Raw genomic sequence first — 20,441 nt, 5'->3', positions numbered from 1 at the left:
GCCCCGGATCGTACCAATTCTCACATCAGATGCGCGAAATCCGGGTGCGCCTCGAACCGCCAGGCCCGACGCGGCCCCGCCATCACGTTGAGGTAATACATCTCAACCCCGTAAGGCGTCCCACACGGATGATGCCCCTTGGGCACCAACACCACGTCACCGTCGCTCACCGCCATCGTCTCGTCGAGCGTCCCGTCCTCGGTAAACACCCGCTGCACCCCGAACCCTGTGCCCGGGTTCAACCGGTGATAATACGTCTCCTCCAGATAGGTGATGCGCGGGAAGTCATCCTCGTCATGGCGATGCGGCGCGTAGCTGCTCCAATGGCCCGCAGGCGTGAAAACTTCTGTTACAAGAAGGCTGTCGGCAACGTCACGATCCTCCATCGCGATGTTGTGGATATGGCGCAGGTTGGTGCCCTGCCCCCGCTCCACCATCTCGATCCCATCCGGCCCCAACACCTGCGCAGGCCGCGCGCTCGTACCCGGCGCGGAACACACCGCGAGCACGCAATCGCTGACCGCCGTGACCTGCCAATCGCCCGGCCTATAGGCGCAGGCAGGCGGGGTCTTTTCCCACACGCTCATCCGCACGCCCATCTCGCCGAAGCCCTCGACCACCGCGCGCCCCTCAACCAACACAAGGATCACCTCGCGCCCCGCCTCAAATCCCTCCGCCACCTCACCCGGCGCCAGATGCCAGACGTCAAAACCCACATACCCCCACCCGGCGCGTTCGGGCGTGATCGCATGAACACGGCCCCGCGTGCCCTCGGGTTTCACCAGTAAACTCATGCCCTGCGCCGCTCCTTCAGCTTGTCCATTTCCGCCTCGAACTGCTCCGGCAGCATGCCCCGCTCCAACGCCCGTCGGAACAGGAACACCATCGATTCCGGCGCCCGTCCCCCTTTGGGCGGATCACTGTCGAGATGGGTGGGAAAGGCATAGCCCTCCGCCGCCGCATTGATCACCGCGTCCATGCCGCCGGGCGCAAATCCGCCCGTAACCTGCATCCGCTGCACCACAGGATACAACATCCGGCACATCGCATCACGGTCCACGACCTCCATCGCGCGGCCCATGCACGACGACACCTGGAACAGGTTCACCATGCGCTGCACGCCCGGCGTGCGGTTGTCGCCCGCCGCATGGAACAGCGCCGGGTTGAAGAACACCAAATCGCCCTTGGCCAACGGCACCTGCACGAAGGTGTCTTCGAACACCTCGGCAAATGCCGCCTCGTGAAATGCCATGTAACCCGGCACAAAGCCTTGCGAAAATGGCAACAGCTTCGTGGGCCCGGCCTCCACCGGAACGTCGCAATGGGCGACACCGCCTTGCAGAGTCAGCATCGGGGACAGCTCATGGATATGGGGCGGGAATTCGCCCGCATGGACCTTGTCCATGAAACCAAGGTGGTAGTCACGATGCGCGGATTGCGCCTTACCGCCAGGTCGCACGACGTTGACCTGCGCGGTCATCTGATACCACGGCCCGACCCAGGCCTGCGACACCGCATCAATCGCCGCGCATCCGTGGTAGCGCGCGAAGACCTCCGGATCGGCGCGGCACAGCTTTTCCAACGCGTTCCAGATCCGCGCATTCGTTCCGGGCTTGGCGAAATGATCCCCGCCGCCAAGGCCCGCCTCGGCCTCTTGCGCGATGATCTTGTCAAAGATCTCGGTGGCCGCGTCGATCACGCCCGTATCGGCATAGGCGTTCTCGATCTTCAACGCCCCCGGCCCGTCGCGCAGGACCCACATCCATTCCTGCATCAGGGCCCATTTACCATATTCGTTCAGGATCGTGTTGCCCGGCCCCGCCGTGCCGATGCCCACGTCATAGACCGGCACGTTGGCCTCGATCCGCCGCGCATGGGGCACGCGGGCAGGGTCGAGCGTTTGCCCCACCAAGGCGCGGAACGCCTCCACGTCCAGAGCGCCTTCGCCGAACCACCCCCCCGCCATCGCCATCTCAGACGGTCCCGCCAAGCGAGCCTTCAAGCTGCGCCATTTCCTGACCACCGGCCATCAGATCCTGCAAGTCCTCCGGCGTGATCTCTCCACGCGCCGCCGTGCCCAAAGTCTTACCTCTGTTAAGAACTGTGAACCGGTCGCCCACCGCCATCGCGTGGCGCACGTTGTGGGTGATGAACACCACCCCGATGCCGTTCTTGCGCACCTTGTCCACGGTCGCCAGAACGTTCGACGTCTGCCGCACGCCAAGCGCGCTCGTCGGCTCGTCAAGGATCAGGACCTTGGCCCCGAAATAGACCGCGCGCGCTATCGCAACCGTCTGCCGCTCGCCTCCCGAAAGGGTGCCCACGGCCTGATCGGGCGAGCGCAGGTTGATCCCCATCTTCTTCATCTCGGCCATCGTCGTGGAATTGGCCTTGTCGAAATCGATGAACAGACCCTTCTTCGGCTCCCGCCCCATCCAGAAATTGCGCGTGACGCTCATCAGCGGGATCATCGCAAGGTCTTGATAAACCGTCGCAATCCCCGCCTCCATCGCGTCGCGCGGGGACGAGAAATTCATCTCGCGCCCTTCGAACAAGATCTTGCCCGACGTCGGTTTATGCACCCCCGACATCGTCTTGATGAAGGTCGATTTCCCCGCGCCATTGTCGCCCAGAAGGCAGTGGCATTCCCCCGCCTTCACGTCGAACGACACCCCGTTGAGCGCGATCACCGGCCCGAAATGCTTGGTGATCTCTTCCATATGAACCAACACATCCGACATGGTTAACGCTCCCCCGTGATGATGCGGCGGATGTAGGTGTTCAGGATCACCGCGAACAACAAGATCACGCCCAGAAACACCCGGAACAGGCTCGATTCCACATCCGCGAAGAACAGCCCCTGCTGCACCACGCCGAAGATCAACGCCCCCAGCGCCGCCCCCACGACCGAGCCGTAGCCCCCCGTCAGAAGCGCGCCGCCGATGACCACCGCGATGATCGCCTCGAATTCCTTAAGGATGCCCCGGTCCGCCGCCGCCGAGCCGAACTCGAACACCTGGCAGCATGCGAAAACCGTCGAACAAAACGCCGTCGTCATGAACATGCAGATCTTCACCCGGTCCACCGGCACGCCCACATAACGCGCCGCCTGCGCGTCACCGCCGGCCGCGAAGATCCAGTTGCCGAACCGCGTCCGCGTCAGGATCAGATGCCCGATCACCACCAGCACCAACGCCCAGATGATCAGCATCGGGATGCCGCTGATGACCGGCTCGCCCTCGCGGTTGCCGCGCGTGAACGTGTCGACCCAGCCGATGTCGGCCAGCCACACGAACAGCCATCCCATGATGTCCGTGGCAAAGATCGACGCCAGCCAATCCCCCTCCGCCGCCTCCTCGATGCCGCCGATGATCGTCCGGCTTTCCACCGTCTGCGGGATGAAGATCGTGAAGCCGCGCAAGATGAACAAAAACGCCAGCGTCACGATGAAACTCGGCAATCCCGTGCGCACCACGATCAAGCCATTCAGCGCCCCGATCGAGATGCAGATCGCAAACGTGATCAGGATCGCCATCCACATCGGAAAGCCCCAGACCACGCCGAACATCGCAATCGAAATGCCCGCGAACCCGATCATCGAGCCCACCGAAAGATCGAATTCACCGGCCACCATCAACATACACGCGCCCACCGCGATGATCATGAATTGCGCCGATACGACCGACCAGTTCATGATGCCCTGCGCGTTGAACATGCCGCTGTCGCCCGCGAGAATTCCGAAAAATACGAACACCGCGATGGTGCCCACGATCCCGCCCAATTCGGGCCGGATCAACCATGACCGCAGCCCTCCGATTTCCTTGACCCGTTCGTCCGTGCCCCCCGCGGCACCCTCTGCCTCAGCCATGTCCCGTCTCTCCATGTCGTCATGCGTGTCGAAAAAGATGTCGCCGGATTGAAAAAGGGCAGGCCGCGTCGCCGCCGCCTGCCCCGTTTGCCCGTGAGCTCAGGTCAGCCGCGCCTTAGCGGAATTCGCCCGCCAGGGCTTCGACCATCTCAAGCCCATCGGCGGTGATGAAACCGGGGCCGGAGTTGATGTTGTTGCCCGGCAGCACGCCGTAACGGTGATAATTGGTCAGAACGACAACCGGCAGATACGCCTGTAAGAACGGCTGTTGGTCGATGCCCCATTCGATCACACCGTCGCGGATGCCCTGCACGATGTTCTCGCCCAGATCGAAAGTCCCGAAATAGATGTCGCCCGCAAGCCCCATCTCTTCCAGCGCCAGGATCGTCGGATCCGCACTGGTCGGCCCCAGCGTCAGGATACCGTCGGTTTCGGGGTTCGCGTTTAGATACGCCATGACCCGGTTCTGGATCTCCGCCGGGTCCTGGCCCGCGTCGATCATGCTCTCGCCCAGCTCGACGCCAAGCCCATCGGCAAAGCCCTGGCACCGCTCGGCCACAACCGGGTTCGAGATCACGTGGTTCACGCAAAGAAAGCTCGTGACGCCATCACGCGCCGCGCGCTGACCGGCGGCCAGGCCCGCGTCGTATTCCGGCTGGCCGACATACATCAACGCGCCCACTTCGGCGGCCTGCTCGGGCGTGCCGGAGTTCATGATGATCACGTCGATGCCCGCATCCACGGCCGCAGAGATCGAGTCGCTCAAAACCGTCGGATCGGCCAGTGTCGTGATGATGCCGTCCGGCCCACTTGCTGCGGCCTGCTCGATGATGCGCGCCATATCGGCGATGTCGCCGGTCGGCGGGTTGCGGTACTCGACCTCGACACCCATCTGCTCGCCCGCAAGGCTCAACGCGTTGCGGATCGTGTTCCACCAGCTGTCGCTATCGGGCGCGTGGCTGACCAGAATGTAACGCTCGCCGCCCTGATGGCCGTCGGCAATGGCTGCGAACGGCGTGGCGGCAACCAACGCGGCTGCGGCAACCGTCTTCAGAAATCTATTCATGATGTCCTCCCAATATTCATGGGGCGGGTCGCTCGCGCCCACCTTGGAAAAAACGTAGCGACGATTCAGATTCGTTGCAACCGGTTGCAAAATGCGATTTACGTCTCGTTAGCAAACCGGCCCTAACGGGCTGCAATTCCTTGCAAATGAAAGCAATAGGATGGGTGTGACCCTCAAGGACGTGGCCGAAAAAGCCGGGGTTTCGACCTCCGCCGTCTCGCGCACCTTCACCGAAGGCGCCTCCGTGTCGTCCAAGACCCGCGCCAAGGTCGAACGTGCCGCCGATGCGCTCGGATATTCGCCCAACGCGCTCGCCTCCAGCCTCACGACCGGGCGCACCAAGCTCATCGGCCTGGTCTCCAACAACTTCCACAACCCGCTTTTCCTCGAAGTCTTCGACCGCTTCACCCGTGGCTTGCAGGATCGCGGGTTGCGCCCGCTCCTCGTCAACCTGTCCACCGAGGAAACCGACCCCGACGCCTCCGTCCGTATGCTCCGGCAATATTCCGTGGACGGCGCCATCGTCGCTTCCTCCACCCTGCCGCCGTCGTTCGCCGAGGCCTATCGCGCCGCCGGCATTCCCGTCGTGAACTCCTTCGGCCGCTTCACCACCGCGCCGCAGGTCCATGTCGTGGGCATCGACAACGTCGCCTGCGGGCGCATGGCCGGCGAGGCGCTGATCGCGCGCGGCTACAGCCGCGTGGCCTTTCTCGGCGGGCCCGAAAATGCCACCTCAACCCAGGACCGCGCGCTCGGGTTCATGGCCGCAATGCGCGAACATCCCGACATCGACGTCTCCGTCAGCTACGCCTCCGCTTATTCCTTCGACGCGGGCCGGGTCGAGATGACCAAACGCCTGATGCAGGCCCCGGCTCAGGCGTATTTCTGCGGCGACGATGTTCTGTCCATCGGCGCGCTCTCCGCCGTGCAGGAGGCCGGGCTGCGCTGCCCCGAAGACATCGGCATCATCGGCCTGAACGACATGCAGATGTCGGGTTGGCAAAACATCAACCTGACCACCATCCGACAACCGGTGGCCGAAATCATTGGCGCCTCAATCGACCTGGTGGTCGACACGGTCGAAGATCCCAAGCGCCACCCCGAAACCCGGCTGTTCCCTTGCCGCGTGGTCGAGCGCGGAACCCTGCGCCCAGTGCCCTGACGCACCAAAATTGACGCAAGGACCAGAATTCGTGCGCGATTTGGTAGCTCTAAAAAAACTACAGAAAAACTACAGGAAAATTTACCCCTGCACGCGGAGCATCGGCGGCCGGGCATCGACCCATTTTCCACGCTCCCCGGCCGAGGCCACCGCCGCGTAAACCGCCGCCATCGACCGCAATCCATCCAATGCTGTTGGGTAATGACCACTGGACTCATTGCGGATCGCGGCGGCGAGGTCGACGTAGATATTCGCCACCGCCAGCGGGAAGCCTTCGGGATGCGCAATCGCCACCCGGCTCAACCGCTGCGCCTCATCGCTCAAGCCCGCTTCGCCCTTCTCCATGATCTGCGTCCGCCCGCCCACAGGCGTGTAATACACCTGGTTCGGCTGCTCACTGGCCCAGCGGAATCCTCCCGTTTCTCCAAATACTTGGATGTCGAACCCATGCTGCCGACCGATCGCGACAGAGCTTGTCCAAAGCCGCCCGACCGCGCCACCGTCCATGCGAAAGTTCACCATCGCATCGTCTTCGAGAGCCCGGCTGTCGATGGTCGAGGCGAAATCCGCGCTCAATTCCGTGACCTCCTGACCGGAGATGAAACTGGCCATATGAAGTGCATGAATGCCGCAATCCGCGAACTGCCCGGAGACCCCTGCCATCGCCGGATCATAGCGCCAGCGCACCCGTGGATTGTCCGCGTCCCCCGCATCACCATGGTGGCCATGCGAGAAATTCGTCACCACAAGCCGGATTTTCCCGATATGCCCGTTACTTACGAGGTGCTTCATCTCCCGCACCATCGGATAGGCCGAGTAGCAATAATTGACCGCGCAGATCTTGCCAGACGCCTCCGCGATCTTCACGATCTCCTCGCCTTCTTCCACGCTCATCGTCATTGGCTTTTCACATAAGACATTGAAACCGCTTTCTAAAAATGCCTTGGCGATCTCGAAGTGCGTGGCATTCGGCGTGGCTACCGTCACCAAATCCACCCGATCCTCACGGTCCTTTTCGCCCGCCAACATCTCGCGCCAATCGCCATAGGCCCGGTCCGCGGCGACCCCAAGTCGCTGTGCATAGGTCCTGCCCGCCACGGCGTCGTGATCCAAAGCCCCGGCAGACAACACAAAATTGCCATCCGCCTGCGCTCCCAACCGATGCGCCGGCCCGATTTGAGAGCCCTCACCGCCCCCGATCATACCCCAATTCAACATTGCCATGGCCCGCACCTCCCTCCCTTAAAAGCCAATATTTTCCAAATATTTGCGGTTCGCCACCGCATCGTCCACGGGCCGCACGTCAAGCGTCGGGTCGCAATCCTGCTCCACCGTGCACCAGCCTTCGAACCCGTGATCCAGCAAAACCTTGCGCACGGCCTCGAACCGCACGTCCCCTTGACCAAGATTGCAGAAAATCCCCTGGCCACAGGCCTCATAGAACCCTGTCCCTTTTGCGATGACATCCGCTTTAACGACGGGATCAATGTCTTTGAAATGCATGTAGGAAATCCGATCCATGTTGCGCGCCATGAAGGCCACGGGATCAAATCCGGCATAGGAATGGTGCCCGGTGTCAAAGCAGATCTTAAGAATATCTTCGGAAACTTCTGATAGAAGGCGGTCAAGCTCGGGCTCGAAATCCAGGAACCCGGCCGCATGGGCATGAATGCCCACGGTCAGGCCATATTCTTCCGACCCCATTCGCGCGATCTGCGCGATCCGGTCGCGATACGCCGTCCATTCGGAGGCGCGCATTTGCTCGGCGGCGTCCGCGCGGCCCGCTGTGGGGGCACGGCGTGGTGAAATGGAGTCGATCAATACCAAGTGTTGCGCGCCATGTGCGACCAAAGCCTTGCAGGTCCGCACGGCACCGTCGAGGACATCGTCCCAAGCCTCAGGGTCGTGGAACGGGCGAAACACAACTCCGCCGATCAGGTGCAACTCATGCTCAGCCAACGCCTCGCCCAGTTCCACCGGATCTTCCGGCATGAAGCCCACCGGCCCCAGCTCGATCCCCGTATACCCCGCCGCAGCGCAGTCTTTCAAAACGCTGCGCCAGGCCGGATTGCGCGGATCGCCCGCGAATTCCACACCCCAGGAACAGGGTGCATTTCCGATACGGATAGTCATGATTTTCCTCTTCAATTCTGAGGGATAGAGACCCAGCCACCAGTTTCGGCAGCGATGAAGGCGGTGTCGATGACGCAAGCCACATCCAGCCCATCTCTGAACGTCGGCCATACGGCCTCCCCATTTTCGATGGCCTGAAGAAAGTCGCGCGCCTCGATGATGATCTGATCCTGATACCCCGTGCCATGCCCCGGACCCTGACAAAACGGCAGGTAATCCGGATGCTCCGGCCCGGTCAGGATTTTCACGAACCCCCGCGTCGCTTCAGGCCCTTCCGCGCAATAGAGATGGACCGCATTCTGATCCTCCTGATCGAACCGGATGGATCCCTTTGTGCCGTGTATTTCATAGGCATAGCCCATTTTTCGCCCAGTCGCCACGCGGCTGAAATAGAGGTGCCCCATGGCCCCGCCCGCAAACTCAACCATCAGCTGAGCATGGTCATCATTGTCGACCTCGCCGCCCGAGCGCTGGCCATGGACTGTCTCGATCCGGGCTGAAACCTCCGCAATCGGGCCCACCAAAGCCAACGCGCAATTGATCATGTGCGGCGCAAGATCACCCATGCAGCCATTCGCCCGCCCCTGCGTGCGCCAAGTCACGGGCAAGTTCGGATCAGCCAGAAAGTCTTCGGTATGCTCGCCGCGAAACCACGTCACATCGCCAATGGCACCCTCCGCCAGCAGCTGTCGCACAAACTGCGTCGCAGGCGTGCGGACGTAGTTGAACCCGATCATGTTCACCAACCCGCTGGCCTCTGCCGCCGCAACCATCGCGCGCGCGTCTTCGATTGATGCCCCCAGTGGCTTCTCACAAAAAACCGGCTTCCCAGCCGCAAAGGCCGCCTCGGCAATGGCGCGATGCGTCGTCTGCGGGGACGCGATCACAATGGCTTCAACGGCCGGATCGGCCAGCAGTTTGCGCCAATCGCCCGTCGCGCGCGCAAAGCCGTAAGCCGCGCGGTGGCGTTCTGCCGATTGGTCGGACGCCGCCGCAATCATCTCAAGCCGAGGGCGCAGGCCTGTGTTGAACACCGCCCCGACCGAGGCCATAGCCACAGCGTGGGCCTTGCCCATGTAGCCACCGCCGATCAGGCCGATCCCGATCTCCGCCATGTTGCCCTCTCGCTGATCCTAGTTGCAACCGGTTGCAAAACACGTATCCTGATGGCCTAAGCGGCGCAATAGCCATCGACCGGACCAAAGCCGGCAGCGCCTGGACATGGGGAGAGATCATGACCGCTCAAGGCCAGACCATTCGGTTGACCGTTGCCCAAGCCATCGTACGCTATCTGATGAACCAGTTCATCGAGATTGACGGTGTCGAGACGCGGATTTGCGGCGGTGGTTTCGGGATATTTGGCCATGGCAATGTGCCCTGCCTCGGCGAGGCCCTGTTTCCGGTTCAAGATGAAATGCCGCTTTATCGTGGCCAAAACGAACAAAGCATGGGCTTCGCGGCGGCGGCCTATGCGAAATATCACCTGCGCAAGCGATTCATGTTTTGCACCGCGTCTGCGGGGCCAGGCACCGCGAACCTTCTGACAGCGTCGGCGCTCGCCCATGCCAACCGTTTGCCGATTTTGATGTTGTGCGGGGATACGTTTCTGACCCGCTTGCCGGATCCGGTGTTGCAGCAGTTGGAGCATTTCGGCAATCCAACGCTTGGCCTGAACGATGCATTCAAGGCCGTGACGCGTTATTGGGATCGCATCACACATCCCGCGCAGGTGATCCAATCGCTTCCGGCCGCGCTCAACACAATGCTCGATCCGGCGGATTGCGGCCCTGCCTTCCTTGGCTTGCCGCAAGATTTGCAGGGGTGGTCGTACGATTATCCAGTGTCGTTTTTCGACCGGCGCGTGCACCGCATTCGGCGGCAGGCCGCGGATGCAGCAGAGATCGCAGAGGCCATGGCCCTTCTGGCACAGGCAAAACGTCCGATGATTATCGCGGGCGGCGGCGTCCAGTATTCGGGCGCGGTGGCCGCGTTGACGACATTTGCCGAGACGCATGCGATCCCGGTTGTGGAAACCATCGCAGGGCGCGCGAACATGGTGGCCGAACACGCGCTGAACATCGGGCCGGTGGGCGTGACCGGATCGAACTCGGCCAACACGATCGCCGCAGAGGCCGACGTAATCCTGGCGGTTGGCACACGGTTGCAGGATTTCACAACCGGCTCTTGGACCGCCTTCGCCAAGGACGCGCAGATCATCGGGATGAACGTTGGCCGCCACGATGCGACGAAACATTTGTCGCGACCCGTGATCGGGGATGCGCGGGAGAGCCTTCGCGCCCTTAGTCAGGCGCTGGACGAGTATCGCGCACCGATCGCTTGGACCGAACATGCAAAGGCCGAGCGGGCGACATGGGACAGCTACGTTGCCGATAACGTCGCCCATGGCAACAGACCGAATTCATACGCTCAGGCCATCGGCGTTGTGAACGACCTTTGCGACACGCGCGACCGGATTGTGACGGCCGCCGGAGGCTTGCCCGCGGAAGTCACGGCCAATTGGCGCACGCGCGACATCGGCACGGTCGACGTAGAGTTCGGATTCAGCTGCATGGGGTATGAAATCGCCGGAGGCTGGGGTGCACGCATTGCACAAACCGAACGTGAGTCCACAGCCGATACAATCGTTTTTGCCGGAGACGGTAGTTATCTATTGATGAATTCAGACATCTATTCAAGTGTCCTGACCCAGAAGAAACTGATCATCCTTGTGCTCGACAATGGCGGCTTTGCGGTGATCAACAAGCTGCAAAACAACACCGGCAACGAGAGTTTCAACAACCTGATAAAGGACTGCCCAACCGTACCAGACCCCTTTGCCGTCGATTTCGAAGCCCATGCGCGGTCGATGGGCGCGGATGCCGTTACGGTAGCAAATCCCACGGAATTGGGCGAGGCATTCAAACGCGCAAAGGCCTCCGACAAGACAAGTGTGATCGTCATGAAGGTCGATGCGTACGAAGGCTGGACGAATGAGGGCCACACCTGGTGGGAGGTCGGAACCGCAGAGGTTTCAGAGAACGCAAACGTCCGCGAAAAACACGCGGAATGGGAAGCCGAGCGCGTTAAGCAGCGGCAGGGCATGTGATGGGCAACCGCGTGATCGACGGGATCCGGAAGGGACGTTTCGTGGTGATCGGGCGCGTTGGCATGGACTTGTCGCCCGTCGATCGCGCGCGGACCGAAGACGCAACGCAGATGAATGTTGCGATGGGCGGGTCGAGTGCGAACATCGCCGCGGGGCTTGTGAAGCTCGGGCTCAAGGCTGATCTCGTGACCTGCGTATCCGACGATGCAGTCGGGCGTTATTGCGTGAACCAACTCGACGCTTACGGCGTTGGCCGCACCCACGTGCGCACGATCCGGGGCGAGGAACGCACGTCGCTTGCGGTTTACGAGACCCGGGTGGAAGACCATCAATCGGTGATCTATCGCAACAATGCCGCGGATTTCCAGATGTCGCGTGCAGATGTCGAGGCCGTGGACTACGGCATGTTTTCGGCGTTGATCACTGCAGGCACGGTGTTTGCAGCCGAGCCCTCCCGGAGCGCGGCATTTCGGGCGTTCGAACTGGCTCGCGCGGCGGGTCTTCCGATCATCTTCGACGTGGATTACCGCCCCTATTCCTGGCCCTCCGCGGAGGTTGCCGCCGATGTCCTGTCCCGTGCGGGGGCCAAGTCGGACGTGATCGTCGGCAATGACGAGGAATTCGGGTTCATGGCGGGCGATCTCGACAAGGGCCTGGCCAAGGCACGCACGCTGGCGCAGACAACAGCGGCCATCGTGGTTTACAAAATGGGAGCTGATGGCGCGGTGACTTTCGCGGATGGTGCAGAAATCAGAACCGGTATCTACCCCGCCGACGCGGTGAAACCGACCGGCGCCGGGGATAGCTTCATGGCCGGGTTGATGGCCGGGCTCGCGGACGGGCGCAGACTGAAGGACGCGGTGCTGCGCGGCTCTGCCTGTGCGTCGATGGTGGTGGCGCGGTCCGGATGCGCGCCCGCCATGCCAGACACCGCCGCTTTGAACGCCTTCTTGGCCGATCACCCCGGCCCGACAGCTGCCTGAAAAGGAACGCAGGATGCACATCGCCCCGCATGACAACAAGAACAAGGCCATCGTGGATGTGGACGACGCGCATGTGCCGCTGACATATTTCAACATTGTAAAACTGAAAGCTGGCGAACATTTCGCCTACAAGCTTGATGGCTACGAGACCTGCATTGTGCCCGCGACCGGAACGGTGGATGTCGAGGTGGATGGCACGGCGTTCGACCAGATCGGCAATCGGGGTAAGGACGTCTGGGACGGGGACCCGGAGGGTGTGTACGTGCCAACGGCAACGGGCGCGCGCATCACCGCGCAGACCGATACCGAAACCTTCATCGCAGGCGCTAAATTCGCTGAAACGCTAAGCCCGTTCGCTGTGCGTGCAGATGATCTGGACCTTGTGCAATATGGCAGCGATGACACGAAGACGCATCGCAAAATCAAGCATATTCTTGGCGCGAACCACCATGACCGGGTTGGGCGCCTGCTGGTCTCTGAATTGTTCACGGTGGGCGCCGGAGGGTGGTCGGGGTTCCCGTCACATAAGCACGACACCGACCAGCTTCCTGATGAAACCCGCCACGACGAATGCTACAACTTCCGTTTCAAGCCAAACTACGGCTCGGGCCTGCAGATGCTGCAGCGCGAGGATAATAAGCCCGGCGACGCCTATCACATCATGGACGGATCCACGGTTCTGATCGACAAGGGCTATCATCCCTGCTGTGCCTTGCCGGGGTATGAAATGTACTATTTCACGATCTTGGGCGGATTGTCCCAACGGAGTCTGAAGCAATACTTCCAACCCACCCACGCCGAGCAATTGCATACGATCCCTGGCATCATGGACATGGTGGCCAAGTTCAAATGACGCTGGCCACCTTGCACGACGTCTTAAAGCCCGCCTTGATCGGGGGCTACGCGGTTCCGGGGCTGGTTTGCCTGGGATGGGAGGACATGCGAGCCTATGCGATGGCCGCGCAGGCGGAGCGCGCGCCGGTGATCCTGCAGGCGGGGCCGTCCTGTCGCGAGCACACGCCCTTGCCGGTGCTTGCCAAGATGTTCCGGGTTTTGGCGAGCGAGGTCGACGTCCCCGTAGTGGCGCATCTGGATCACGGCTACACGATAGACGAATGCGAAGAGGCGCTTGCGGCGGGGTTCACCTCGTTGATGTTCGACGGCTCTCGCCTGCGGCTGAAAGACAACATCGCCCAAACACGCGCGGTTGTGAAACTGGCCCATTCCGCCGGCATTTCCGCCGAGGGCGAGATCGGCTTTGTCGGCTATTCCGGCGGAGAGGACAGCGCAGGAACCGACCCCGAAGAAGCCGCTTGTTTCGCGACGGAGACGGGCGTGGATGCGATGGCGATCAGCGTCGGCAACGTGCATCTGCAACAAAATCACGAGGGCGGTCTGGATGAGGCGCGCATTCGCGCCATAGAGGCCGCAACTGACGTGCCGTTGGTTGTTCATGGCGGATCAGGCGTACCGCATGCGCAAAGGCTGGCTTTGGCCGCAGAATCGGCGATCTGCAAATTCAACATCGGGACCGAGCTGCGCATGGCGTTTGGCGCGGCCTTGCGCAGTGCGGTCAACGCGGATGCTGACCGGTTTGACCGCGTGCAGATCCTCAAAGACACACATGACCCGGTGATGGAGGCGGCGCGGTTGGCGATCCGGTCCACCGGCGCTTCGGGAAGGGCATGCGCATGATCAGAATTGGCTTGCTGGGATGCGGACGCATCGGACAGGTCCATGCCCGCACGCTGAAGGGGATCAACATCGCCCGCATCGTGGCGGTCGCGGACGCGATACCGAAGGCTGCACAGGCCATGGCCGATGCCACCGGCGCGGAGCTGCGCGAAACCGACGCGATCCTGAGCGCGGATGATATCGACGCGGTAGTGATCGGCACGCCCACCATCACCCATTTCGCGCAGATCGAGGCCGCCACGCAGGCGTCCAAAGCGATTTTCTGCGAGAAGCCGGTGGACATGTCCGTCGACAATATCCGCACGCTGATGGCCGGGATCGAGGCGGCTGGCGTGCCGTTTTTTACCGCCTTCAACCGGCGTTTCGATCCGAACTTCGCCGCCCTGCAGGCGCGATTAGGGGCCGGTGAGATCGGCGCGGTCGAATTGATCCAGATCACCTCACGCGATCCGTCGCCGCCGCCGATCGACTACATCAAGACCTCCGGCGGTCTGTTTCGGGACATGATGATCCACGATTTTGACATGGCACGGTTCTTGATGGGCGAGGAATTCACCACGCTGCATGCTGTGGGATCAAGCCTGGTGGACCCGGAGATTGGCGAGGCGGGCGACGTCGATACAGCGGCGGTGACGCTGACCACGGCATCGGGGCGCATCTGCCTAATCTCGAATTCGCGGCGGGCGGCCTATGGCTACGATCAGCGGATCGAAGTGCACGGCGAACGCGGTATGCTGCGGGCGGAGAACATCTTGGAGACCTCAGTGGAAAGCGCCACGGCGGAGGGGTTCAAACGCTCGCCCACGTTGCATTTTTTCCTTGAGCGCTATGAGGCGGCCTATGCAGCCGAGATGAAGGCCTTCATCGCGGCGATCGCGGCGGGGGAGACGCCAACCCCGTCGATCCGCGACGGGTTGCAAGCGCAGATCCTGGCCGATGCAGCGACACAATCGTGTCAGACCGGGCAGCCAGTGGCGCTTTAATCGGCCTCGCCGTCGGGCGGCTCCTTCGGGAAGGCGAAAATCAGGTGGTAGGCGAGAAAACCGCCGACCCCCGCGAACAGGTAGGCCCAGATGCTGTTGCCTTGGCTCATCTCGAACGTGGCCCATGCAAAACACACGATGACAATGAGATAGCGCCGCCACGCGGGTTTGTAGAATGGATGCGTGGGGTCTATGAGTTTCATGGTTCAGATCACAGCCTCAAACAGGGCGCGCAAGTTGGGCTCGGTCAATTCGACCGGGTTCCCAGCGCAGGACGGGTCGCGCAACGCACCGGCGATCAGGTCGTCCATAGCGTCCGCCGAAACACCCAGTTCGGATAGGCGGCGCGGGATGCCGAGGCTGTCGTTGAAACTTTGTACGAAGGCACAGAACCCGTCGAAGCCCCCAACCATCCCAAGGTAGCCAGCAGCCCGGTCAAAACGGTCGCGGATTGCGGGCGCATTAAGCGAAAGAACCGCGGGCATGCAGACGGCATTGGTTGTGCCATGGTGCGTGCCAAAGATCGCGCCGACAGGGTGGCTCAGAGCGTGGATCGCGCCGAGCCCCTTTTGGAACGCGGTGGCGCCCATGGCGGCGGCACTCATCATCTGCGCACGCGCCTCGATATCCGCGCCATTGGAATAGGCGCGCGGCAGGTTGTTGATCACCAACCGCATCCCTTCCAGCGCGATGCCCTGGCTCATCGGGTGGTAGTGCGGGCTGGAAAACGCCTCGACGCAATGGGCGAACGCGTCAAGGCCGGTGCCCGCCGTGATCGCAGGCGGCATGCCGACGGTCAGTTCGGGGTCGCAGATCACCACCGATGGAAGGACCTTCGGGTGGAAGATGATCTTCTTCTCATGGGTCTGACTGTCGGTCAGAACCGAAGCGCGCCCGACCTCTGACCCGGTCCCGGCGGTGGTCGGTACGGCCACGATGGGGGCGATGGCATCGGCATCCGCGCGCGTCCACCAATCGCCGATATCCTCGAAATCCCACACGGGCCGGACCTGCCCCGCCATGAAGGCGACCATCTTGCCAAGATCGAGGCCCGAGCCACCGCCAAAGGCGATCACCCCATCGTGGTCGCCGGAGCGGTAGGCCGCGACCCCAGCGGCGAGGTTGAGTTCGTTCGGGTTCGGATCGACATCTGCAAAAACCGCCCGGCCAAGCCCTGCGGCCTCCAGCACATCGAGCGCCTGCGTAGTGATCGGCAGGCTCGCCAAGCCACGATCCGTTACCAGCAAAGGCCGTTTGATCCCGGCTTCTGCGCAGGTATTGGCCAGCTCAGCGATGCGTCCCGCACCAAACCGGATAGCGGTGGGATAGGACCAGTTTCCTTGAAAATTCATGCCTTCTCAAAGCCTCGCTTGATCTCGTAATCGGTGACGGCGCGCACGAAGTCCTCGATCTCCCATTCCGCTGCACGGGCATAATGGGTGATCACGTCCGCGCCCATCGCGTTGCGCAGCATATCCGAACCGAGCAGCGCATCTCGCGCCTCGCGAAGGGTGCGCGGGATTTCTGCCGCGTCTTTATCCCCGTAGGCATCGCCGTTGAACGCCTCAGGCAGCAAGAGCCCCTCTTCGATCCCAGCAAGGCCTGCAGCCAGCATCGCTGAGAGGCCAAGATACGGGTTCATATCGGCGCCCGGAATGCGGCATTCGACGCGCACTCCCTTTGTTCCGTCACCGACCAGGCGGAACGCGGCGGTGCGGTTGTCGACGGACCAGACCAGACGCGTCGGCGCGAAGGTGCCGGGCGCGAACCGCTTGTAGCTGTTGATGTAGGGGGCCAGGAAATACGTCGCCTCACCCGCATATTTCAGGAGACCGGCCATGTAGCTGTCCATCAAGGCGGATTTGCCAAGCGGGTGGGCGGGATCGTGGAAAGCGTTGGCTCCATCTCGGAACAGCGATTGATGGATATGCGCCGCAGAGCCAACCGTATCAGCGCTTAGTTTGGGCAGGAACGTGGCCGCAAACCCCTGTTGATGCGCGATTTCCTTGACCGCGTGCTTGGCCAACGTGTGATGATCGGCGCAAGCCAGCGCGTCGGCGTAGCGGATGTTGAGCTCTTCCTGGCCCGCCTCGGCCTCGCCTTTCGTGCCCTCCACCGGCACCCCCATGGCGCGCAGATGATTGCGGATCGGGCGCATCACCGGCTCTTCCTTGGAGGTCTGGAAGATATTGTAATCCTCGTTGTAATGGCTGATCGGTTTGAGGTCGCGAAAGCCGCCATCCGCAATCTGATCATGGGTGCCGTGGAACAGGAAAAACTCCAGCTCCGTCGCCATGACCGGGCTTAGGCCCATCGCCTGCGCGCGCGCGATCTGCTGTTTCAGCATCTCACGCGGAGCGTGGGGTACGGGCGCGTGCGTGTGATGGTCCACCACGTCGCACAGAACCATCGCCGTTCCCTCAAGCCACGGAACCGGTCGCAAGGTGCCAAGGTCCGGCCGCAGGATGTAGTCTCCGTACCCCTTTTCCCACGACGACGACGCGTAGCCATCGGGTGTGGCCATCGCGAGGTCGGTGGCGAGCAGGTAGGTGCAGCAATGGGTTTCCCCTTCGGCAATGTCGAGAAACGCCTCGGCATGGTAACGTTTGCCCATCAATCGGCCCTGCATGTCCACAAGGCAGACCAGCACCGTATCCACCGCGCCTGAGCGGATCTGCGCCTGCAGCGCCTCATAGGTCAGTGTCATGATCGCGTCCCCCGTTTTGCCTCACTCTGCCAAGGATGCCCCGGTTAGGCGAGGGTGGAATTGACCTCTGCGATGACGTCGGCAGCCATCATCACATGATCGCGGGTCGTGTCGAATTGGCCGACCTGAAACCGGATCACCTTGCGGCCTTCGTGCAAGCCCTGCGTCAGGTAGATCCGTCCGTCATCATTGAGTGCATCGACAAGGCGTTGCTGCCGCGCGTCATCGCCGGGACAGCGAAAGGAAAACAGGCTCAGGATCGGCTCGCTCACGATCTCGAAGCCGTCCATCGCCCGGATCGCATCGCAAATCTCCTCCGCCCAGGCGACATGGTTGCGGATCCGCGCGCGCAATCCGTCGAGCCCATAGGCACGGATCAGGAACCAGAGTTTCAGCGCCCGGAACCGTCGGCCAAGCGGGATCGTCCATTCCGAATAATTGGTCACGGGGCTGCCGGATGTCTTGAGGTATTCCGGTTCGATCTTGAGGGTATTCAATTGCGCCTGCGGGTTACGCAGGAACTGGACCGAGCAATCAAATTGAGCGCCCATCCATTTGTGCGGGTTGAACACGATGCTCTCGAAACCCGCCACCCCGGGCCAGAAGCGCGCGTGATATTCGGGGCATATCATCGCTGCCCCGGCCCATGCGGCGTCGAGGTGGGTGTAAAGCCCTTCCCGTTCGGCGATGTCCGCGACAGGCTCCAAATCATCGCACGCCCCAATGCCGGTCGCTCCCGTGACCGCGATGATCCCGGCGGGCACATGGCCTGCAGCGCGGTCGGCGGCGATGGCGGCCTCGAGCGCCTGCGCGTCCATGGCGTAGTGTGCGCCTCGCGTGGGCAGTTTCACCAGATTGTCCTGCCCGATCCCCGCGACCCAACAGGCGCGGTCGATCGAGGAATGCACCTGATCCGAGCAGTAGATGCGCAGGTTGCCCTTGGCGTTCAGGCCCTCCCGGTTGCCGGTAAACCCGGTCGCCCGCTCGCGCATCGTCAAGACCGCCGATAACGTGGCAGAGGACGCGCTGTCCTGGATCACGCCGGTGAATGCGTCCGGCAGGTCCAAAGCCTGCCGCAGCCAATCGATCATCACGCCTTCGATTTCCGTCGCCGCCGGAGAGGTCTGCCACAGCATGCATTGCGCGGCGATGGTGGTCACAAGAAACTCCGCCAACATCGACGGAGGGGCCGCGTTCGCGGGGAAATAAGCAAAAAAGCGCGGGTGCTGCCAATGGGTGATGCCCGGCATGGCAATGCGTTCGAAATCATCAAGGATGCGCGCCATGCCTTCCGGCGCGTCGGGCGGTGCCTTTGGCAATTGCGAGGCGATGTCACCGGGGCGCGTCTGAGCGCGTACAGGACGCTCGGCGAGCGTCTTGTGATACTCGGCCGCCCATTGGCTTATCTTAGTGCCCCATTCGGCGAATTCGTCCCAATCCATCGCAGCCCCCGACGTCCGTAGTTTGACGGACGGTATGGGCGGAGGACGGCGTTGTCGATGGCGGTTAATCGAGCGCCCGCCCGGCCCGCCAGACGCCCTGAATTTCGGTCAAATCGCTGGTCAGATGGATCATATCCGCCGAAGCGCAGGGCCTGATCCGGCCCGGTGACTGGGGCAACAAGTCTCCGGGGATGGAGGTCGCCATGGCGAGGCTCTGCTCTAGCGGCGCCGCTTTCCAGTCCACAATGTTGCGCACCGCGGTCAGCAAGTCGAGGTCTGCCCCCGCGAGCGTGCCATCCTCAAGTGTCAGACGGTTATCCTGCCGCTGGATCGTGCGGTCATTGAGCGTGAAGGAAGTAACATCGGTGCCCGCAACAGCCATGGCATCGGACACGAGAAACACCTGCCCAGGGCCGCTTTTCGCAGCGAGCGCCGCGCGCACGTTTGCGGGGTGAACATGGACGCCGTCTGCGATCAGCCCCGCGGAGACGGCCCCGCTGGCAAATGCTGCGCCGACGAGGCCGGGTTCGCGGCTGCCCAACTGGCTCATTGCGTTAAAGAGATGCGTGACCATCGACGCACCCGCGGCGATTGCCGCCTGACCGTCCGCAAAACTGGCGTTGGAATGGCCCAGTGAAACGCGAACGCCCGCCTCAACAAGAGCCGCGATCTGGGCCTTCGTGACAGCCTCGGGCGCAAGGGTCAGCATCAGGTATGGCAGACACTGCGCGGCCTCCTGATAAAGCGCCAGATCCGCGTCTGACATGGGCCGGATCAGGGCCGCGCTATGGGCCCCTTTCTTGGCCGGGTCCAGATGCGGTCCTTCCAGATGCAGGCCCACGACGCCAGGCACGCCGCCTGTTTCAACCGCCTCAATCGCGGCACGTATCTGCTCTGGCGTGTCGGTGATCAACGTGGGAAGGAACGACGTCACACCAAGCGACCCATGCGCCTGCGCCATTCTGCGAAGAGTAGTCGCGTTTGGCGCGTCGTTGAGCATCACGCCGCCGCCGCCGTTGACCTGCAGATCAATGAAACCGGGGCTGAGAAGGCCACCGTCCAGTTCCACTACATCGATCCCGGACGGCACATCGCGGGCATCGACAATCCCGTCAACCAGACCGCCATCAACAACAACGGCATGGCTGTCAAAGACGCGCTCGCCATCGAATACGCGGGCTCCGGTATAGGCGCGGTGAGAGGCGGTCATGGGCAGGTCCATATCAGCGGCGACCCCGCAGGTGTCCAGCATCGCCCCGGACGAGGTCAAGGGCGAATGGCCCTTGCCTGCAGGGC

The 20,441-nt window shown here is 62.2% G+C and carries 19 protein-coding genes; 6 read left to right on the top strand and 13 right to left on the bottom strand.

From position 1 onward, the window contains the following. Nucleotides 1–20: 20 nt before the first annotated feature. The 5 genes from iolB to V8J83_RS00435 all read right to left on the bottom strand — a co-directional run bounded on the left by iolB (nucleotide 21) and on the right by V8J83_RS00435 (nucleotide 4,934). Nucleotides 21–794, bottom strand: coding sequence for a 5-deoxy-glucuronate isomerase (gene iolB, locus V8J83_RS00455; protein ID WP_339982235.1), 774 nt, complete (start codon nucleotides 792–794; stop codon nucleotides 21–23). Continuing rightward, entirely contained in the window at nucleotides 791–1,972 is a 1,182-nt protein-coding gene (locus V8J83_RS00450) for a phytanoyl-CoA dioxygenase family protein (RefSeq protein WP_339982232.1), read from the bottom strand. The genes iolB and V8J83_RS00450 overlap by 4 nt, the downstream gene beginning before the upstream one ends. Nucleotide 1,973: 1 nt before the next feature. Next, nucleotides 1,974–2,741 carry an ATP-binding cassette domain-containing protein gene (locus V8J83_RS00445; RefSeq protein ID WP_339982224.1) on the bottom strand — a complete coding sequence of 256 codons (768 nt, stop codon included), beginning with the start codon at nucleotides 2,739–2,741 and terminating at the stop codon, nucleotides 1,974–1,976. Between the two features lie 2 nt (nucleotides 2,742–2,743). Continuing rightward, a complete protein-coding gene (locus V8J83_RS00440) occupies nucleotides 2,744–3,868 on the bottom strand; it encodes an ABC transporter permease (RefSeq protein WP_339982221.1) in 1,125 nt (374 codons plus the stop codon). Between the two features lie 115 nt (nucleotides 3,869–3,983). Then, nucleotides 3,984–4,934, bottom strand: a complete 951-nt coding sequence (locus V8J83_RS00435; RefSeq protein ID WP_339982218.1) for a sugar ABC transporter substrate-binding protein — start codon at nucleotides 4,932–4,934, stop codon at nucleotides 3,984–3,986. A 160-nt stretch (nucleotides 4,935–5,094) separates the two neighbouring features. On the opposite strand from V8J83_RS00435, the gene V8J83_RS00430 reads away from it, so the two are divergent. After that, nucleotides 5,095–6,096, top strand: coding sequence for a LacI family DNA-binding transcriptional regulator (locus tag V8J83_RS00430; protein WP_339982215.1), 1,002 nt, complete (start codon nucleotides 5,095–5,097; stop codon nucleotides 6,094–6,096). A gap of 81 nt (nucleotides 6,097–6,177) precedes the next feature. On the opposite strand, the gene V8J83_RS00425 is transcribed toward V8J83_RS00430, so the two are convergent. Genes V8J83_RS00425 through V8J83_RS00415 form a run of 3 tightly spaced genes read right to left on the bottom strand, consistent with a single transcriptional unit; the run spans nucleotide 6,178 to nucleotide 9,344 of the window. Next, nucleotides 6,178–7,320 carry a Gfo/Idh/MocA family protein gene (locus V8J83_RS00425; RefSeq protein WP_339982213.1) on the bottom strand — a complete coding sequence of 381 codons (1,143 nt, stop codon included), beginning with the start codon at nucleotides 7,318–7,320 and terminating at the stop codon, nucleotides 6,178–6,180. An 18-nt stretch (nucleotides 7,321–7,338) separates the two neighbouring features. Further along, nucleotides 7,339–8,229, bottom strand: coding sequence for a sugar phosphate isomerase/epimerase family protein (locus tag V8J83_RS00420; protein WP_339982211.1), 891 nt, complete (start codon nucleotides 8,227–8,229; stop codon nucleotides 7,339–7,341). 11 nt (nucleotides 8,230–8,240) lie between these two features. After that, nucleotides 8,241–9,344, bottom strand: coding sequence for a Gfo/Idh/MocA family protein (locus V8J83_RS00415; RefSeq protein ID WP_339982209.1), 1,104 nt, complete (start codon nucleotides 9,342–9,344; stop codon nucleotides 8,241–8,243). Nucleotides 9,345–9,463: 119 nt separating this feature from the next. Here V8J83_RS00415 and iolD point away from each other — a divergent pair, with 119 nt between their 5' ends. The 5 genes from iolD to iolG are packed head-to-tail and all read left to right on the top strand — an operon-like array spanning nucleotide 9,464 to nucleotide 14,996. Further along, on the top strand, nucleotides 9,464–11,335 hold the full coding sequence (gene iolD / locus V8J83_RS00410; protein WP_339982207.1) for a 3D-(3,5/4)-trihydroxycyclohexane-1,2-dione acylhydrolase (decyclizing): 1,872 nt from the start codon (nucleotides 9,464–9,466) through the stop codon (nucleotides 11,333–11,335). Beyond that, entirely contained in the window at nucleotides 11,335–12,318 is a 984-nt protein-coding gene (gene iolC / locus V8J83_RS00405; protein WP_339982205.1) for a 5-dehydro-2-deoxygluconokinase, read from the top strand. Before iolD ends, iolC begins: the two co-directional genes overlap by 1 nt. A gap of 13 nt (nucleotides 12,319–12,331) precedes the next feature. Beyond that, nucleotides 12,332–13,171 carry a 5-deoxy-glucuronate isomerase gene (locus V8J83_RS00400; protein WP_339982202.1) on the top strand — a complete coding sequence of 280 codons (840 nt, stop codon included), beginning with the start codon at nucleotides 12,332–12,334 and terminating at the stop codon, nucleotides 13,169–13,171. Continuing rightward, nucleotides 13,168–14,013, top strand: coding sequence for a class II fructose-bisphosphate aldolase (locus V8J83_RS00395; RefSeq protein WP_339982200.1), 846 nt, complete (start codon nucleotides 13,168–13,170; stop codon nucleotides 14,011–14,013). Before V8J83_RS00400 ends, V8J83_RS00395 begins: the two co-directional genes overlap by 4 nt. Continuing rightward, a complete protein-coding gene (gene iolG, locus V8J83_RS00390; RefSeq protein WP_339982197.1) occupies nucleotides 14,010–14,996 on the top strand; it encodes an inositol 2-dehydrogenase in 987 nt (328 codons plus the stop codon). Before V8J83_RS00395 ends, iolG begins: the two co-directional genes overlap by 4 nt. Here the strand turns inward: iolG and V8J83_RS00385 are convergent. The 5 genes from V8J83_RS00385 to nagA all read right to left on the bottom strand — a co-directional run bounded on the left by V8J83_RS00385 (nucleotide 14,993) and on the right by nagA (nucleotide 20,355). Then, nucleotides 14,993–15,199: a hypothetical protein gene (locus V8J83_RS00385; RefSeq protein ID WP_339982195.1), complete on the bottom strand. Its 207-nt coding sequence runs from the start codon at nucleotides 15,197–15,199 to the stop codon at nucleotides 14,993–14,995. The genes iolG and V8J83_RS00385 overlap by 4 nt on opposite strands. 3 nt (nucleotides 15,200–15,202) lie before the next feature. Beyond that, nucleotides 15,203–16,348: an iron-containing alcohol dehydrogenase gene (locus V8J83_RS00380; protein ID WP_339982192.1), complete on the bottom strand. Its 1,146-nt coding sequence runs from the start codon at nucleotides 16,346–16,348 to the stop codon at nucleotides 15,203–15,205. After that, nucleotides 16,345–17,703 carry a glutamine synthetase family protein gene (locus V8J83_RS00375; protein ID WP_339982189.1) on the bottom strand — a complete coding sequence of 453 codons (1,359 nt, stop codon included), beginning with the start codon at nucleotides 17,701–17,703 and terminating at the stop codon, nucleotides 16,345–16,347. The genes V8J83_RS00380 and V8J83_RS00375 overlap by 4 nt, the downstream gene beginning before the upstream one ends. 44 nt (nucleotides 17,704–17,747) lie before the next feature. Next, a complete protein-coding gene (locus V8J83_RS00370) occupies nucleotides 17,748–19,145 on the bottom strand; it encodes a pyridoxal phosphate-dependent decarboxylase family protein (RefSeq protein ID WP_339982187.1) in 1,398 nt (465 codons plus the stop codon). 64 nt (nucleotides 19,146–19,209) lie between these two features. Then, the gene (gene nagA / locus V8J83_RS00365; RefSeq protein WP_339985918.1) at nucleotides 19,210–20,355 is read right to left on the bottom strand and encodes an N-acetylglucosamine-6-phosphate deacetylase; all 1,146 of its coding nucleotides are present in this window, start codon (nucleotides 20,353–20,355) and stop codon (nucleotides 19,210–19,212) included. Nucleotides 20,356–20,441: the final 86 nt, after the last annotated feature.

Origin of the sequence: Gymnodinialimonas ulvae, assembly GCF_037543845.1 — a bacterium.
Classification (GTDB): domain Bacteria; phylum Pseudomonadota; class Alphaproteobacteria; order Rhodobacterales; family Rhodobacteraceae; genus Gymnodinialimonas; species Gymnodinialimonas ulvae.
The sequence above is the reverse complement of the archived record's forward strand: the minus strand, read 5'-3'. Positions and strand labels throughout refer to the sequence as shown.

Excerpts from the sequence above, each read along its gene's own strand:
- iolB (WP_339982235.1), bottom strand. The coding sequence starts at position 794 with ATGAGTTTACTGGTGAAACCCGAGGGCACGCGGGGCCGTGTTCATGCG.
- V8J83_RS00450 (WP_339982232.1), bottom strand. The coding sequence starts at position 1,972 with ATGGCGATGGCGGGGGGGTGGTTCGGCGAAGGCGCTCTGGACGTGGAG.
- V8J83_RS00445 (WP_339982224.1), bottom strand. The coding sequence starts at position 2,741 with ATGTCGGATGTGTTGGTTCATATGGAAGAGATCACCAAGCATTTCGGG.
- V8J83_RS00440 (WP_339982221.1), bottom strand. The coding sequence starts at position 3,868 with ATGGCTGAGGCAGAGGGTGCCGCGGGGGGCACGGACGAACGGGTCAAG.
- V8J83_RS00435 (WP_339982218.1), bottom strand. The coding sequence starts at position 4,934 with ATGAATAGATTTCTGAAGACGGTTGCCGCAGCCGCGTTGGTTGCCGCC.
- V8J83_RS00430 (WP_339982215.1), top strand. The coding sequence starts at position 5,095 with ATGGGTGTGACCCTCAAGGACGTGGCCGAAAAAGCCGGGGTTTCGACC.
- V8J83_RS00425 (WP_339982213.1), bottom strand. The coding sequence starts at position 7,320 with ATGGCAATGTTGAATTGGGGTATGATCGGGGGCGGTGAGGGCTCTCAA.
- V8J83_RS00420 (WP_339982211.1), bottom strand. The coding sequence starts at position 8,229 with ATGACTATCCGTATCGGAAATGCACCCTGTTCCTGGGGTGTGGAATTC.
- V8J83_RS00415 (WP_339982209.1), bottom strand. The coding sequence starts at position 9,344 with ATGGCGGAGATCGGGATCGGCCTGATCGGCGGTGGCTACATGGGCAAG.
- iolD (WP_339982207.1), top strand. The coding sequence starts at position 9,464 with ATGACCGCTCAAGGCCAGACCATTCGGTTGACCGTTGCCCAAGCCATC.
- iolC (WP_339982205.1), top strand. The coding sequence starts at position 11,335 with ATGGGCAACCGCGTGATCGACGGGATCCGGAAGGGACGTTTCGTGGTG.
- V8J83_RS00400 (WP_339982202.1), top strand. The coding sequence starts at position 12,332 with ATGCACATCGCCCCGCATGACAACAAGAACAAGGCCATCGTGGATGTG.
- V8J83_RS00395 (WP_339982200.1), top strand. The coding sequence starts at position 13,168 with ATGACGCTGGCCACCTTGCACGACGTCTTAAAGCCCGCCTTGATCGGG.
- iolG (WP_339982197.1), top strand. The coding sequence starts at position 14,010 with ATGATCAGAATTGGCTTGCTGGGATGCGGACGCATCGGACAGGTCCAT.
- V8J83_RS00385 (WP_339982195.1), bottom strand. The coding sequence starts at position 15,199 with ATGAAACTCATAGACCCCACGCATCCATTCTACAAACCCGCGTGGCGG.
- V8J83_RS00380 (WP_339982192.1), bottom strand. The coding sequence starts at position 16,348 with ATGAATTTTCAAGGAAACTGGTCCTATCCCACCGCTATCCGGTTTGGT.
- V8J83_RS00375 (WP_339982189.1), bottom strand. The coding sequence starts at position 17,703 with ATGACACTGACCTATGAGGCGCTGCAGGCGCAGATCCGCTCAGGCGCG.
- V8J83_RS00370 (WP_339982187.1), bottom strand. The coding sequence starts at position 19,145 with ATGGATTGGGACGAATTCGCCGAATGGGGCACTAAGATAAGCCAATGG.
- nagA (WP_339985918.1), bottom strand. The coding sequence starts at position 20,355 with ATGACCGCCTCTCACCGCGCCTATACCGGAGCCCGCGTATTCGATGGC.